Source organism: Candidatus Methylomirabilota bacterium, assembly GCA_035709005.1.
Classification (GTDB): domain Bacteria; phylum Methylomirabilota; class Methylomirabilia; order Rokubacteriales; family CSP1-6; genus 40CM-4-69-5.
The window spans coordinates 43,458-58,537 of the sequence record DASTFB010000040.1; the positions used below are offsets into that span (position 1 = coordinate 43,458).

The 15,080-nt window shown below is 70.8% G+C and carries 13 protein-coding genes; 8 read left to right on the forward strand and 5 right to left on the reverse strand.

The window, feature by feature from the left end:
• Positions 1-27 precede the first annotated feature (27 nt).
• Positions 28-315, reverse strand: coding sequence for a hypothetical protein (locus VFR64_05915; GenBank protein HET9489269.1), 288 nt, complete (start codon positions 313-315; stop codon positions 28-30).
• Positions 316-790: 475 nt separating this feature from the next.
• Positions 791-1,837 (reverse strand): D-2-hydroxyacid dehydrogenase, encoded by a 1,047-nt coding sequence (locus VFR64_05920; GenBank protein HET9489270.1) that lies wholly within the window; start codon positions 1,835-1,837, stop codon positions 791-793.
• A 187-nt stretch (positions 1,838-2,024) separates the two neighbouring features.
• Here VFR64_05920 and VFR64_05925 point away from each other — a divergent pair, with 187 nt between their 5' ends.
• From VFR64_05925 to VFR64_05940, 4 genes are all read left to right on the forward strand, one after another.
• Positions 2,025-3,125 carry an NAD(P)-binding domain-containing protein gene (locus tag VFR64_05925; GenBank protein ID HET9489271.1) on the forward strand — a complete coding sequence of 367 codons (1,101 nt, stop codon included), beginning with the start codon at positions 2,025-2,027 and terminating at the stop codon, positions 3,123-3,125.
• A 58-nt stretch (positions 3,126-3,183) separates the two neighbouring features.
• On the forward strand, positions 3,184-4,329 hold the full coding sequence (locus VFR64_05930; protein ID HET9489272.1) for an SGNH/GDSL hydrolase family protein: 1,146 nt from the start codon (positions 3,184-3,186) through the stop codon (positions 4,327-4,329).
• A 101-nt stretch (positions 4,330-4,430) separates the two neighbouring features.
• A complete protein-coding gene (locus VFR64_05935; protein ID HET9489273.1) occupies positions 4,431-5,843 on the forward strand; it encodes a CoA transferase in 1,413 nt (470 codons plus the stop codon).
• Between the two features lie 20 nt (positions 5,844-5,863).
• Positions 5,864-7,258: a 3-oxoacid CoA-transferase gene (locus VFR64_05940; protein HET9489274.1), complete on the forward strand. Its 1,395-nt coding sequence runs from the start codon at positions 5,864-5,866 to the stop codon at positions 7,256-7,258.
• Here VFR64_05940 and VFR64_05945 read toward each other — a convergent pair.
• Positions 7,253-7,963 (reverse strand): hypothetical protein, encoded by a 711-nt coding sequence (locus tag VFR64_05945; protein HET9489275.1) that lies wholly within the window; start codon positions 7,961-7,963, stop codon positions 7,253-7,255. The genes VFR64_05940 and VFR64_05945 overlap by 6 nt on opposite strands.
• 91 nt (positions 7,964-8,054) lie before the next feature.
• Between VFR64_05945 and VFR64_05950 the strand changes: the two genes are divergently transcribed.
• Entirely contained in the window at positions 8,055-9,284 is a 1,230-nt protein-coding gene (locus VFR64_05950; GenBank protein HET9489276.1) for a hypothetical protein, read from the forward strand.
• Here the strand turns inward: VFR64_05950 and VFR64_05955 are convergent.
• Positions 9,275-11,980 (reverse strand): AMP-binding protein, encoded by a 2,706-nt coding sequence (locus tag VFR64_05955; protein HET9489277.1) that lies wholly within the window; start codon positions 11,978-11,980, stop codon positions 9,275-9,277. The genes VFR64_05950 and VFR64_05955 overlap by 10 nt on opposite strands.
• 208 nt (positions 11,981-12,188) lie before the next feature.
• On the opposite strand from VFR64_05955, the gene VFR64_05960 reads away from it, so the two are divergent.
• Together VFR64_05960 and VFR64_05965 are read left to right on the forward strand one after the other, a co-directional pair.
• Positions 12,189-12,545 (forward strand): hypothetical protein, encoded by a 357-nt coding sequence (locus tag VFR64_05960; protein ID HET9489278.1) that lies wholly within the window; start codon positions 12,189-12,191, stop codon positions 12,543-12,545.
• A gap of 3 nt (positions 12,546-12,548) precedes the next feature.
• On the forward strand, positions 12,549-13,019 hold the full coding sequence (locus tag VFR64_05965) for a pyridoxamine 5'-phosphate oxidase family protein (GenBank protein ID HET9489279.1): 471 nt from the start codon (positions 12,549-12,551) through the stop codon (positions 13,017-13,019).
• 139 nt (positions 13,020-13,158) lie between these two features.
• On the opposite strand, the gene VFR64_05970 is transcribed toward VFR64_05965, so the two are convergent.
• Positions 13,159-14,073, reverse strand: coding sequence for a YihY/virulence factor BrkB family protein (locus tag VFR64_05970; protein ID HET9489280.1), 915 nt, complete (start codon positions 14,071-14,073; stop codon positions 13,159-13,161).
• Positions 14,074-14,369: 296 nt separating this feature from the next.
• Here VFR64_05970 and VFR64_05975 point away from each other — a divergent pair, with 296 nt between their 5' ends.
• Positions 14,370-14,984 carry a porin family protein gene (locus VFR64_05975; protein HET9489281.1) on the forward strand — a complete coding sequence of 205 codons (615 nt, stop codon included), beginning with the start codon at positions 14,370-14,372 and terminating at the stop codon, positions 14,982-14,984.
• The last annotated feature ends 96 nt before the right edge of the window (positions 14,985-15,080 follow it).

The following is a 15,080-nucleotide window of genomic DNA, read 5'->3' on the forward strand; positions in this document are numbered from 1 at the left end:
TCAACGACATGGCATCACCTCTTGGGCCTAGCCGGCACCGGGCTTCGGGGCGACCGGGATCCAAGGCTCCGGACACTTGGCCGCCTTCGGGTAGTACTCGCGTGCGCTGGCGCAGTAGTACCAGTAGCCTGGACGGGCCTGCTCGACGTACACAGGCGGCTCCACGACCGCGGGAGCGCTGTACGTGTAGTAGGGATAGGAACGAGCGTAGGGATAGTACGGATAGAACGGATAGAACGGATAGTAGGGATAGTAGGGATAGTACGGATCCCAGTAGGAATACGGCCAGCCCCACCAGTACGTGCCGAATCCCACGACAACCCCGTGGTCGTGGCGCGGACGCGATCCGCCCGGCGCGGGCGTGTAGTCGAATCCCGGACGCGCTGGTGCCGACTGGGCGGGCGCGGGTCCTCCGCCACCCGGCGCCGGAGTTCCTCCGCTCGGCGCTGCCGGGCGTTCGAACCCCGGACGCGCCTGGGCAGACGGGTACTCTCCACTCGATGCCGGCGGGGCCGCGGGGCTCGGCGCCGCCGGGCGAGCGGGGCTCGGCGCCGACGGGCGAATCTCTCGCAGTCCGGAAGCCCCTCCGCCGCCAGAGGCCGGCGCATCGACCCGCTGGGCAGCGGCCGGCACGCTGAGCAAAATCGCAGCAGCGAGCGCCCCGAGGCCGAGCTTCAACCGCATAAGGTATCTTCCTGCCATCCCTTCTGGTTACAGGTTCCGGTAAAAAGCCCCGAAGTGCAAGTTGGACGGGCGTCTCACGCGCGGTGGAGCGGAGAACGCGGGGACCTCAGTAACCGCGGGCGCGGTCGACCAGGTTCAGGAGCGGCGCGCCGGCGAGATAGCGACGCAGGTTCTCGGCGAACAGCGCCGTGCAGGCCTCGTCGTAGCCGGGCATGAAGCCCGACACGTGCGGCGAGACGATGACGTTGTCGAGGGCGTAGAGCGGGTGGCCCGCCGCCGGGGGCTCCTCGGCGAACACGTCGACGGCAGCCCCGGCGATCCGCCGCTCGGCCAGGGCCCGGGCGAGGGCGGACTCGTCGACGCTGGCCCCGCGGCCCACATTGATGAAATAGGCAGACGGTTTCATTGCCGCCAGCGCGGCGGCGTCGATCATCCCATGGGTCTCTGATGTCAGCGGCGCGCACAGGACCACGACGTCTGCTCGCGTCAGCAGCACCGAGAGCTCCTCGGTCGCGAGCCATTCGTCGGGCAGAGCCCCGTCGGGGTCGCCGGTGCCGGGCAGGCGATAGCCGGTGTCGGCCCGGCGCGCCACATTGCGCTTGCAGGCGAGCACCGTCATGGCGAAGGCCGTCTTGGCGATGCGCGCGAGCTCCCGCCCGATGCTGCCGTAGCCGATGATGCCCAGCGTTGCGCCCCGCACCGGCGTGGGCACGAAGAGGGGCCAGCGCTGCCGGTCGGGCGGCCACACGCCCTTGGCCTGCCACTCCACCATGCGGGGGACGCGATGCGCGAGCGCCAGCAGCACCGTGATGACGTACTCTGCGATCGCCGGAGCGTGCACCCCGCTCGTGGTCGTCAGCAGCACCTCGCTCTGCGTGTAGACGGGATGAGTGTGGAACGCGTCCACCCCGGCCATGTGAAGCTGCACCCACTTGAGCCGCGGCGCGCGCGAGCGTCCGTTGCCACCGCCCACCAGGTCGGCGGGGACCGTCCCTGCGTAGAGGACGTCGGCGCGCGCGTAGTCGGCCGTCTGGGCGTCGGCGCGGGTCACGGTGACGCGCGGGGATACCGCCCGCATCCGGTCGAGCTTGGCCTCGTCGAAGGGCATCGTCACCAGAACATTCAGGGTGTCCGGGAGCGTGGCGTCACTCATGGGCAGAGCGGCGATTCCGGCGGCGGCGCGCAGGGAAGACCGCCAGTCAGGCGGAAGTCTCCCGGCTAGGTCAGGATCCGGAGCGCGCCGACAGGGAGGCCAGGGCACGCTCGTACAACTCGTCGGTGTAGCCACGCACCAGCGTGTCGCCCAGCACGAGTACCGGCACGCGCAGGAGGCCGTCCTCGTGGAGAAGCCACCGGAGCGCTTGTGCATCGTCCACGGGCTCGGCCGCGGCATCGTGCTCGATGAAGCCGTCGCCTGTCTTGACGAGGAGACGCCGGGCGCTGCGGGCAAGGGCGACCGCGCCCGCGTGGTCCACCGGGTGCGTGTCCAGGGGGCGGCGCTCGAACTCGACACCCGCCCGCGTCAGAGCGCGCCGGGCAAGCTCGGAGGACGGGCAGTCGCATGCCCGGTCATAGAGGATGACCCGCATGGTCGAGAGTGTCGGCGGCGGAAGCGCGCAAGTCAAGCTTGGCGCTCGGTGTACCCTGGGTCCGTCCGGAGCGCAGGCGAGCATCCGGGAACGGAGACTTCCATGACGCGGAATGACCCCGCCGACCGTGACCGTCGAGACTTTGTACGTTTTGCCGGAAGCGGCCTGGCTATCATCGCGCTCGCGCCGGGGCCGCGCCTGGCCGGGGCACAGGCGCCGGCAAAGATCGGGATGATCGGCGCGGGCCGCCAGGGCAGTGCCCTCGGGGCGCTGTTGGTCAAGGCTGGACACCGGGTTATGTTCTCGTCCCGGAATCCCGAGCGGTTGAAGGACATGGTCGCCGGATTGGGATCGCTGGCGCAGGCCGGCAGCGTCGCGCAGGCCATCGCCTTCGGGGACGTCGTGGTGGTCGTCGTGCCCTACAGCGCGATGGATGAGATCGGAAAGGTGCACGCCACCGCCCTGGCGACGAAAAGGCTGGTGATGGACGTGAGCAACCCGATCGCGCGGCGTGACGGTGAGGCGCTCGTCACGTGGGTGAGGGAACAGGGCGGGGCCGGGCTGGCCACGGCCAAGCTCCTCCCCGGCGCGCGCCTCGTTCGCGCCTTCAACGCGATCGGCTCGGCACGACTGGCTCAGCTCGCGCATCGCGCGGGCGAGCCGGTCGGGGTTCCGATCGCTGGGGACGACGCGAACGCCATCGCGGTCGCCGAGATGCTCATTCGCGAGATCGGGTTCGAGCCCGTCCTGGTCGGCGGCCTGACCATGGGCAAGCATCTGGTGCCCGGAACGCCGTTCGCCGGCGAGCACTCGGCGGCCCAGCTTCGACAGATCGCCGCCACCCTGCGCTGAACCTGCCTGGCGCTCTTCGAGGTGAAAGAGTGACCCGGGCCCTGCTATGCTCGCGGCCATGACGGACACCACGCGCTGGGTCGGGACCTGGACGGCGGCACCCGCGCCCGCGGAAGGCGCGGCCTTCAGCAACCATACCCTGCGGATGATTCCGCGGGTCAGTCTCGGGGGCAGCCGGCTACGCGTGCGCATCTCGAACGCGCACGGCGCCAGGCCGCTGGCGATCGGCGCGGCGTCGATTGGCCTGCGCAGCACCGGTCCGGCGCTTGTGCCGGGCTCGTACCGGCAGCTCACGTTCGCCGGCGCCACCAGCGCCACGGTCGCGGCGGGCGCGCTCATCGTCAGCGATCCGGTCGATCTCGTGGTCGCGCCGCTGTCGGACCTGGCCGTCAGCGTGCATCTGCCCGACGACCTGCCGGTGAGCTTCGGCATCACGGGGCGCTACGCGCGGCAAACCAACTACATCTCGCCGCCGGGGAATTTCACCGCCGACGAGCGCATGCCGGTCGGCCGCCTCACCGACGACTGGTATTTCGTCTGCGGGGTCGACGTCATCGCCCCGCGAGAGACGGGCGCCGTCGTCGCCCTCGGCGACTCCTTGACGGACGCCAACATCTCGACCCACGACGGCCATCACAGCTGGCCCTCCCAGCTCGCGCGCCGCCTCCTGGCCCGGCCGGGCGGGCGGCCGATGGCGGTGATGAACCAGGGGCTCGGCGGGAACCGGGTCCTGCACGACATCCGGGGCGATAGCGGTCTGCGCCGCTTCGACCGCGACGTGCTGGCCCAGCCCGGCGTCACCCACACCATCATCATGCTGGGCACCAACGATCTGCGGAACCGTCACGGCAAACTCGAAGAAGAAGTCACCGCGCCCCAGGTGATCGCCGGGCTGAAGCAGCTCGCCCTGCGCGGCCACGCGCGCGGCGTCAGGGTCATCGGCGGCACCCTGACGCCATTCGAGAACGAAACCTTCCTGCCCGGCGCCTGGAATCCGAAGCGCGAGGCGATCCGCCAGGAAGTCAACGAGTGGCTGCGCAAGACCGACGCCTTCGACGCCATCGCCGATTTCGACCGGGCCTTGCGGGATCCCGACCATCCGACCCGGATGCTGCCGATCTACGATTGTGGCGACCACCTCCACCCGAGCGACCTGGGCTACCGCGCCATGGGGGATGCGATCGATCTGTCGGATTTTGATTGACATGGGGGCCCCGACATGGCCCCCATGCCGCCCACGTTCGGCGCGCCCGGGCGAAGCCGGAGCGCGCCGCTAACCGGATCGGCTCCTGAGGAGTTCCGACCATGACCAGTCACGCGCTGCGTACGATCCTGGCGGTCGCCGGCTGGGACGACGAGCGCGCCCGCGCGGTCGAGATCGCCGGCGGCACCGATCCGATCTTGCCCACGCCGTTCCGCATCGGCGAGACCGCCGCGGCTGCCCTGGCGGCGGTCGGCCTCGCCGTCTCGGACGTGTGGGCCCTGCGGACCGGACGCTCCCAGGAGGTGGCCGTCGACACCCGGCAGGCGACCGCCTCGCTCCGTAGCGGGCACTATCTGCAGATGAACGGAGCGGACGTGTCGACCGAGCGCAACGTCGTGATGGGTGTCTATCCAGCCCGGAATGGACGCTTCAGCTACCTCCACTGCAACTTCCCGAACCACCGGGCCGCCGCCCTCCGCGTGCTCGGCGTGGCGGAAGACCGCGAGGCGGTTCGGCGAGCCGTGGCCAGGTGGGACGCCCTCGAGCTCGAGGAGGCTATCATCGTCGCAAACGGGGCGGGCGGCATGGTGCGCACCGGGGACGAGTGGGCCCGGCACCCGCAGGCCGCCGCGATCGCGTCGCTGCCGCTGATGGAGATCGTCAAGATCGGCGACAGCCCGCCGGAGAAGCTCCCCGACGGCGACCGGCCGCTGTCGGGCATCCGGGTGCTCGACCTCACGCGAGTGCTGGCCGGGCCCACCTGCGCTCGCACGCTCGCCGAGCACGGCGCCGACGTGTTGAAGATCACCGCGGCGCACCTGCCGAACATCGGCTACCAGGAGTACGACACCGGTCACGGCAAGCTCTCGGCCCATCTCGATCTCCGAGAGCGGAGCGATGTGAAGATCCTGAGGGGGCTGGTGCGCGAGACGGACGTGTTCTCCCAGGGCTACCGGCCGGGCACCCTGGGCAATCGCGGCTTCTCACCCGAGGAGTTGGCCCGCTTGCGCCCGGGCCTCGTGTTCGTGTCGCTGTCGGCCTTCGGCCATGCCGGCCCGTGGGCGTCGCGCCGCGGCTTCGACACGGTCGTGCAGACGGTCAGCGGCATCAGCAGCCGCCAGGGCGAGCTGTTCCCCGGCCCGGAGCCAGGCCCGCAATTCTATCCGGTCTCGGCGATCGATTATCTGACCGGCTATCTGATGGCCTTCGGCGCGCTGGTCGCCCTGGCGCGTCGCGCGCGCGAGGGCGGCAGCTGGCTCGTGCGGATCTCGCTCGCGCAGGTCGGCCGGTGGCTCGTCGGTCGCGGCGAGGTGCCCGCGGCCGAGCTGAAGGACGTGCCGAAGGAGTTCACGCCGCTGGAGCTCGAGCGCTGGTCGATGACGAGCGAGACCCCGGTCGGTCGGCTGCGCCATCTGCGGCCGGTGCTGCGCCTCTCCGAAACGCCCCCGTACTGGGCCCGGCCCACGGTGCCGCTCGGCTACCACCCGCCGGCATGGCCGAAACGAGCCGCGTAACCCCGGCCGGAGCGCTTGCCATGAACAAGATCGTCGAGTCGCCCCAACAGGCCGTCGCCGACATCGCCGACGGCGCGACGGTGGCCATCGCCGGCTTCAGTGTCGGGCACCGCTTCGCTACGAGCCTGATCTGCGCCCTGCGGGACCAGGGCACGAAGGACCTCACCGTCGTCTGCAACTCCCTGGGTGACGCCGGGGCGACCCGCGGTCAGATCCTCGCGGAGAACAACCAGGTGAGGAAGCTCATTGCGGCGTTCTCGGTGCGGCCCGGCACGCCCACGGCGAGCGAGCAGCAGATCGCGGCCGGGAAGCTGGAGGTCGAGCTGGTTCCCCAGGGGATCCTGGTGGAGCGCTGCCGCGCGGGCGGCGCCGGGATACCGGCCTTCTACTCGCCGACCGGCGTCGACACCGCGCTGGCGGGGGGGCGGGAGATCCGACACTTCGACGGCAAGCCGCACGTTCTCGAGTACGCCATCCGCGTGGATTACGCGCTGCTGCGGGGGTATCGGGCCGACCGTCTCGGCAACGTCCAGTTCCGCGGCGGCAGCCAGAACTTCAATCCCAGCTTCGCCAAGGCCGCGCGGGTCGCCATCGTGGAGGTGGATGAGATCGTGGAGCCCGGCCAGATTCCTCCCGAGCTCGTCGATCTCCCCGGCATCTTCGTGTCACGCGTCGTCAAGACGACGCACGTCGTCGACGGCAAGACCTGGCGCCGGCCCGTCCGCCGGCCCGCGGATCAGCCGCGCCTGTACGGCGGCAAACCGGCGCTGACACGCGAGGGGATCGCCAGGACCGCGGCCCGGCTCGTCCGGGACGGCACCTACGTCAATCTCGGCGTCGGCATCCCCACCATGGTGTCGAACTATCTCCACGGCCGCGAGGTGATTCTCCACGCCGAGAACGGCGTCCTCGGCTATGGCCGCATGGTCACCGACGAGCGCGAGATCGACCCGGATGTCTACAATGCCGCCGGCCAGTTCGTGGCCCTGACCCCCGGCGCGTCGTTCTTCGACAGCGTCACGTCCTTCGAGATGGCGCGCGCCGGCCGGATCGACACGGTCATCCTGGGCGCCTACGAGGTAGATCAGCAGGGCGACGTGGCGAACTGGAGCACGGCGGATGCCAGGCGTGGGGGCATCGGCGGCGCCATGGATCTGTTGTCCGGACGCTGCGAGCTCATCATCGTGATGGAGCACGTGGACAGCAAGGGCCGGCCCAAGCTGCGGCGGGAGTGCAGCTATCCGGTGACCGGCAAAGCCTGTGTCAGCTACGTGGTGACCGACCTGGCGCTGCTGCGCCGGGAGCGGAACCGCTTCGTCCTGGATGAAGTGGCGCCGGGGTTCACTCCCCAAGAGGTCGTGGCGCTGACGGAGATGGAGATCGCGGTCGCGCCGAACGTCGGTACGATGCTATGAGGCGCCGGCCGGCAGCTCGGCGAGGAGCCGGCCCAAGGCCGGCAGGCGGTCGGCGCTGTCGAACGCGCGCAACATCGCCCAGAACGACGCCTGATTCGTCGTCACCACCGGCTTGTTGAATTGCCGTTCCCAGGAGGCCACCGACGACATCGTCGGGAAATTGCCCCCGGGGACCACGAACACCTCGATCTCCGGCCGATCGATCCGGGCAAAGGCCTCGAGCGCGTGCTCGGGCCCGAGCTGGCCGATCGCATAGGCGTCGGTGGCGCGAAAGCCTTCGACGGCGACCGCGTGGAGTGCGTGCTTCGTCTCGAAGTAGCGGGCGGCGCGCTGGCCCACCTCTTCTGTATAGGGCGACACGATGGCGATGCGGCGCGCGCCGAGAGCCCGCACGGCGCGGCCGACCGCCTGCGCCGACGTGATGGCCGGCGCGCCGGCCCCGACGCTCATCCGCTTGGTCACGATCTCGTCGTAGTCGTCGGCGAAGAGACTGGCCGAGGTCTGGGCGAGGATCACCAGCTCGACTCTCGCCGTCCCCAACAGCTGCGACTGATAGTCGATGTCCTCGTCGCGGCTGGGCGAGAAACTGCCGCCGCTCGACTTGAGGCGCCCGAAGTGCGCCTGGTAGGTGGCGGGCAAGAGCCGGGACTCGATCTCGACCGTCCGGTTGGTGGAGGGAATCAGCACGCCGAAATGTCGGGTCATGTCGTGACGCTCTACTCCCTCCCGGCGCTCGCGGCAAGCCAGAAACCCGGCTTGGATGGATTACTCGTCAATTGTTTGGTATATAGTCGCCATGGACCTCCGCCGGCGTATGGAGCTCCTCGCCGAGGCGGCGCTGCCCGATCGCGAGCAGGGCATGCCGACCCATCGCCGGTCCGTGCCGGTCAGCGGCCGGCCCGTCGCATCCATGGGGATCGCCCAGGCCCGGCTCCCCGGCGGCGGCTCGGTCAACCTCATGCGGGTCATGCAGACCAGCGCCTGCTCGCTGTCGTGCGGGTACTGCCCGATGTTCTGCGGTGGCGACGTCCCGCGCGCGACCGTCAGCCCCGAGGAGGTCGCCACCACGTTCATGGACTTGAACCGCAAGGGGCTCGCCGACGGCCTGTTCCTGACCTCCGGCGTCCCCGGTCGGCCCACCCGCGCAACCGATCGCATGCTGGCGACGCTGGAGATCCTGCGCGGCCGGGAGCGCTTCACCGGGTACATCCACGTCAAGCTCTTGCCCGGCGCCGAGACCGCGCAGGTCGAGGCGGCCGCGCAGCTGGCCACGCGGATCTCGGTGAATCTCGAAGGCCCGACCGACGCGCACGTCCGCACGCTGGCCACGGAAAAGGATCTCTCGGGCGACTTGTTGCCCAAGCTCGAGCTGGCCGGCCGCCTGTACCGTCAGACCCGCGAGGAGGGCGGGCCGGGGCCGCGCGGTAGCGTCACCACGCAGTTCGTAGTCGGCGCCGCGGGGGAGCGCGACCGCGAAGTGCTCCGGCTGGTCGCCCGGCTGGAGGCCCAGCGCCTGCTCCACCACGCTCACTTCAGCGCCTTTCAGCCCGTGGCGGGGACGCCGTTCGAAGGCCTGGCGCCCATCCCGGCCGCGCGCGAGGCGCGTCTGTACCAGGCCGAGCACCTGCTGCGCGAGTACGGCTTTGGGGTGGATGAGCTGGCATTCGAGGCCGATGACAATTTGCCCCTCGAGCACGACCCCAAGACCGCGTGGGCGCTCGCTCACCCCGAGCGCTTTCCGCTGGAGCTCATGCGCGCGCCCCTCGAGCTTCTGCTTCGGGTCCCGGGCGTCGGCCCCAAGGCGGCCCGCGCCCTCGTCCAGGCCCGGCGGCACGCCCGGATCCGCGACCCGCGCGACCTGCGTCGCCTCGGCATCGACACGGTGCGCGCCGGTTATTACCTCCAGCTACGCGGTCACCGGCTGGCGGCGGCCCCGGCGCCTCGGCAGCTCGGCCTGTTCCCGCCCGGCGGCCATCTCACCCAGGCGCCGTTCCGCACGGCGGTCCCGCCCTGCGCTTACCGTTGAGACGGGCGGTCAGGCGACGCGCCGGCTCGAGCGCGCGGCATCTGCGGGTCCAGTGCCGCCACCGCGTCGCGCAGCGCGTCGCTGATCCGGTGCGCGGCGTCGTCGCCGCGGCCCCGGGTGGCGAGCTCTCGCGGGTCCAGCGGCGCGCCGAACACGACGCTGACGCGCGCGCGCCGCGGCAGGGCGCGTCCGGGGGGCAGGGCGCGCTCCGTACCGTCGATGAAGACCGGCACAACCGGGACCCCAAAGTGCTCGAGGAGCATGCCGATGCCGGGCTGAAACGGCTGAAGCTTGGCCGTCGGCGAGCGGCCACCCTCGGGGAACCAGACGAGATTGTGCTGGCGGCGCAGGATGCCGGCTCCCATGGCCAGGGAGCGCGCCCCGCGCTCGGGGTCCACCGGCACCACGCGCGCCAGGCGGCTGAAGAACCGCATGAGGCGGTTACGGAACAGCAGCGGCGCCCAGCCGGCCCAGAACGTCCTTGTCAGCCAGGACCGCGGGAGCACCGCGGCCAGCACGAATGGATCGAGGTAGCTGCGGTGGTTCGGCACCAGCACGACCTGGCCCCGGGCGGGCAGACGCTCGCCGCCCTCGGCGCGCACGGCGAAAGCACCTCGCACGACGGCGCGGATGATCGCGTCGAGAGCGCTAGCGAGCGCGCGGACGGGCCCGCTAACCGGCTCGAGCCATCGCAGCTCGTCGGCGTCCAGCACCTCCTCGGGATGCTCCAGAGGATCCGCGACTGGCCCGACGGCGCCCGTGCCCGCCGCCTCGACGGCCGCCCACAGCAGATCGCGCACCGTCTCGACGGTCGCGATCTGGGCCTCGGTGAGGTTAACGCCCGCGCGCTCCCGCACGGCGACGGTGACGTTGAGCCACTCCAGCGAGTCGACGCCGAGGTCGAGATGCAGGCTCGTGTCCGGCGTGACCCGCTCGTGCCGGTACTGGGCGGTGAGCCAGTCCCACACGGCCCTGGCCGCGGGCTGCGCCAGCAGCGCGCGGTCGTCGGCTCCTAGCTCGTCCACACGGGCCGGCCGACGCGCGCCGGGCTCCGTCTGCTCGCCGCGCCGGGCGCGCTCGTAGATGTCAGCCAGCAGGTGGCGCCGCAACTTCCCCAGGCGCGTGCGCGGCAGCGCCTCGTGCGTGATCGCGTACTCGCCGACGCGCTGCCAGGTGGGCAGACGCCGCGACACCGCGCCCAGGGCGTCGCGCACCGGCGGCTCGACGGGGCCGCCACGGCGTCGCACCTCGGAGGGTTCGGGAACCACCACGGCGGCCAGCCGGCCGGCGCGCAGCAGCAGGCCGATCTCGCGGATGGCCGGCTCGGCGGCGTACTGCCGCTCCAGGTCCTCGGGCGGAACGTTCTTGCCGCCCGCCAGGACCAGGATCTCCGAGACGCGCCCCACGAGCTCGAGGTAGCCCGCGCCGTCGAAGCGGCCGCGGTCTCCGGTACGGAACCAGCCGTCGGTGAACGCCTCGGCGGTCCTGTCCGGCAGGTTGAGGTAGCCGGCGAAGACGCCTGGGCCCCGCGCCAGCACCTCGCCCACGCCGTCGCCGTCGGGGTCGTCCAGTTTCAGCTCCACGCCGGCGAGCGGACGGCCCGCGGTGTGCAGGCGGCTTCGGCCCGGGACATTCAGTGTCAGGATCGGCGAGGTCTCCGTGAGGCCGTAGCCGGTGGCGACGTCCCAGCCCAGGGCCTCCAGCGTGCTCGCCACCCTGGGGTCGAGGGCGGCGCCACCGGACGCCACCACGCGCACGTGCGGCGCGAGCGCCCCCCGCACGCCGCGCAGCAGGCTGCGGCCGAGATGCAGCCCCGTCACGCGTCGCGCCAGGTTGGAGAGCCGCAGCGCGCCACGGTAGAGCGCCGTGGCCACCCGCCCGCGCCCTTTGACTCGAGCCTCCAGGCCGGACACCAGCGCCTCGTAGAGGCGAGGGACGCCCACGATCGCCGTCACCTCTCCCTCGTGCAGCGCCCGGACGATCTGCGGGCCCGTGAGACCCGCGGGCGTGACGAGCACCGCGCCGGTCGCCAGCACGAGCATGACGCCGATCATGAACGGGTAGACGTGGTGGAAGGGCAGGGGCACGAGCACGCGATCGTCCGGTCCGGCCAGGTTCTCCTGCAGCATGGCGGCCAGGTTGCTGGCGCAGTTGCGGTGGGTGAGGGGCACCCCTTTCGGCACGCCCGTCGTCCCCGCCGTGTAGAAGATCGCTGCCCGATCGTCCCGCCGCGCCGCCGTCCCCGCGTCCCCGTCTCCGGCGAGCAGCCGACGCCAACTCCGCTCGTCCCGCTCGTCGGTGTCGAGCAAGAAGATGTCCAGGCGCGCGCGCAGCCCGGCGGCCTCCAGCTCGTGCAGATGTTCCTGCGCGGTGAAGATGCGCCGGATCCCGCTGTCGCGGACCAGGTGGGCCAGTTCGTCGCCGCGGGCGTGGGCGTCGATGGGCACCAGCACGGCGGCGGCGTCCAGCACGGCGAGGGCGGCGACCACCCACTCCGGGCTGCTGGGGGCGAACAGCCCGATCGGCTCTCCCGTCGCGCCGGCCCGGGCGAGGCCCGCCGAGAGGCGGCGGACGTGTTCGTCGAGGGCCGAGAACGACCACCGCTCGAGGCCCTGCCGCGTGAAGATCAGCATGGCGAGCCGGTCGCCGCGCGCGCCGAGCGACCGCGACACGGACTGCAGCGTCTGCACCGTCACCCCGAGTCCTGCCGTCGTTCCGCCATCCAGTCGCCGCGTCTCTCCGGTGCGAAGCGTACACCCACAGCGCGCGCCCCGATCGAGGGTCTCGATCTTGCCCGGCAAGGCGCAGACAACCGATGAGATGATCGCCCGAGAGAGCACGAACGACTGCTCCGGCGGGAGGCGCGAGGCGATGACAAGCCGTGATGGGAACCCGAGGCGCGGAGTGACTCGCGACGTCGACCCGGCCGTCCTCGACGATCTGCGCCAACAGCCGCCGCGGGCCACCGTGGCCTTTGTCGACCGCGATCAAGTCGAGGTCCTTCCGGTCCGGGCTCGATACGCTGGCGATACCTATCGATTCGGCATCTTCCCCCAGGCCGCGACGGACCTGGGCAATCGGGAGGTCGTGCTGGTGATCGACGACGGGCAGTCCTGGTTCGAGCTCCGTGGTATTTCCGTACGGGGCCGGGCCAGGCGGATCGATCGCGCAGCGTCGGGGGAGACGGACGCGCTCGCCTGGTACCTGGTCGAGCCGCGCCGTATCCACGCCTGGGACTACGGCGCCCTGCGGGAGGTGTGACCGGTGCTCTCGCCCGTCCATCCCCAGGTGCGGGCCTTCCTCCGCCACTCGATGGTCGCGCTGGTGGCGACGCGCTCGGCGAACGCGCGTCCGTTCATCACCCCGCTCTGGTTCGTGGTCGACGGTGGGACGTTGTTCATCGCGACCGGAATGGAGAGCTGGACGAGTCGGAACATCGCCGGACATCCCGAGCTGGTGCTGCTGTTCAGCGGCGAAGGCTCAGGCCGGACGGATCGGGTCCTCCGTCTGCGAGGCACCGCCACCGTCCGGCGAGGACTGCCGCCCTGGCGGATCCTGCTCCGCATCGGCGCGAAGTACTACACCTCGCCCCGGGCGTTGCGAGCGGAGCTGGCGAACATCCGCAAGTGGCGGTTCCGCACACGCTACTACGGGCAGGCCAAGGGCGGTCCCGGGCACCTCCGAATCGTTTCCACGACCGCCGAGTTCCTGTCGCGGCCGGACCGCGTCGGATGAGCCGGCTGTACGTCCCTGGCTGCGATGCCTGACGAGCTGACCGTGGTCGGAGCCGCCTGGCGCGCGACGCTCGGAACCGCCGACGCCGCAGTCACCGCCGGACGACGACGGGCGGCTCCGGTGTGAAGGGCTAGGCGGCCTACGGGGCCGGCTTGCTGGCGACGCCGGGCGCTTGCTCGCCCTTGGCCTTGGCCGTGGCGGCCCCGCGCTCGGCCGCCGCGTGCTCGATCTCGGCGTTCACCTCGCCGCCCAGCAGGAGCACGACGCCCGTGAGGTACAACCACAGGAGCAGGAGGATCACGCCGGCAATGGAGCCGTACGTCGCCGTGTAATTGCCGAAGTGGGAGACGTACTGCCGCAGGCCGAGCGACATGGCGATCCAGGCGATCGTCGCGACCAGGGAGCCGGGCGTCACCCAGTACCACTTCCGGTGTTCCACTGCCGGCGCCGCGTAGTACAGGAGGGCGACACCGAACACGACGAACCCCACGGCGAGCGGCCACTGGACGACGTTCCAGACGGTGACGGCGAGATTACCGAGGCCGACCGTGTCGCCCAGGAATCGGCCAATGGTGCCGCCGAATACCAGCAGCACCGCCGCCGAGAGCATCACGATGGCCAGCCCGAAGGTCAGGGCGATGGCAATCACCCGGCGTTTCCACCAGGGCCGGTTGTCCTGCACGTCATAAGCGATGCTGAGCGCGGTCATCATCGCCACCACGCCGCCCGAGGCCGCCCACAGCGCGGCGAGCGCACCGATCGAGAGCAGGCTGCCCCGCGCACCCCCCACGATCTCTCCCAGCGTCTTCTGGACCATCGACGCCGCGTCGGGGGGCATCGCCTGCTCGACGTAGGCCATGAGCCGGTTCATCAGATCCGGTATGGGCAGCATGCCGAGCAGGGCGGTGAGGAACATCAACGCCGGGAACAGCGCGAACACGAAGTAGTACGACAGGCCCGCCGCGCGGTCGAAGATCTCGTCCTGGTTCGCTTCCCGCCACACGCGCTTGCCGAGCTCGAGCACACTCAGGCCGCCGAGCTTCCAGATGGACATGCGCTCGTCGGGTGCGTGGGGGCTGGCTGCAGCCTGCCGAAGGGGCCGTACGGTCGCCACGATCGCTGGACGCACTCAAACTGCGTGCCAGCGACCTCGGCGACCTCCGCCGGAGACCAGGCGCGTCCACCGACGACGGTCACCCCGGGTAAGGCCGATAGGGGCGGCGGTTGCCACGGGTTCGCCGCGTCGGTATTCTTCCCGCTGGTGTCGTCCATGGGCAACGGGATCTATCGCGAGGTCGTGAGCTGAGGTGCCGGCGGCGGTGTCTCCGGTCGGCGGGGCTGTTGGCGGCTGTGGCGCTCATCGCCGCGCTGGGGCGGCCGGGGCTGGCTGCCGCCGCCGACACCGACGCCGTCCGCGGCTATCTCGGCATTCGCATCGGCGGCGCGCTGCTCCTGGACGATGATCTCAACCCGCACATCGAAGGCAGCATGCTCCAGCAGCTCGTCGGCGTGGGGCTCGGCGTCAATCTGGGCCGGCACCTGAGCCTGGAGCTGGCCGGGGACGGGTACGAGCTCAACCTCAAGCTCCACGGGCTGCCGCGGGGTAACACCGTGGCCGAGTATGCGATCTACACCGTGGTGCCGCAGCTACGCCTGCGGTACCCCCTGCGCCAGGGACGCCTCACCCCGTACGCCCTGGCCGGGGTGGGCGTCAGCTTCACCGAGATCAACGACCAGAAAGAGCCGGTGTTCGACTTCGACATCGACATCGACGGCAATACCTGGGACGTGGTGGGAGCGCTCGGCGCCGGTGTGGAGTATTTCGTGGCCTCCAACATCGCCCTCGGGATGGAGGCCAAGTACCTGATCTCGCGGGGCCACGAGATCCGGCTGGAGGGCCGCACGAGCGACGTCAAGCTCGATTCGTTGCTCTTCTCGTTCGGCCTTCGCATCTTCTTCCCGTAAGGCCGCCTGGCCAGGAGCCGATCATGGCGAAGGTGACGAAATCGGCGATCAAGTCGGCCTTGGCCGCAAGAGACAATCAGTGGCGGGACCCTCAAC

Coding starts and splice junctions, on each gene's coding strand:
- VFR64_05945 (HET9489275.1), bottom strand. CDS start 7,963: ATGACCCGACATTTCGGCGTGCTGATTCCCTCCACCAACCGGACGGTC.
- VFR64_05970 (HET9489280.1), bottom strand. CDS start 14,073: ATGTCCATCTGGAAGCTCGGCGGCCTGAGTGTGCTCGAGCTCGGCAAG.
- VFR64_05950 (HET9489276.1), top strand. CDS start 8,055: ATGGACCTCCGCCGGCGTATGGAGCTCCTCGCCGAGGCGGCGCTGCCC.
- VFR64_05920 (HET9489270.1), bottom strand. CDS start 1,837: ATGAGTGACGCCACGCTCCCGGACACCCTGAATGTTCTGGTGACGATG.
- VFR64_05940 (HET9489274.1), top strand. CDS start 5,864: ATGAACAAGATCGTCGAGTCGCCCCAACAGGCCGTCGCCGACATCGCC.
- VFR64_05935 (HET9489273.1), top strand. CDS start 4,431: ATGACCAGTCACGCGCTGCGTACGATCCTGGCGGTCGCCGGCTGGGAC.
- VFR64_05930 (HET9489272.1), top strand. CDS start 3,184: ATGACGGACACCACGCGCTGGGTCGGGACCTGGACGGCGGCACCCGCG.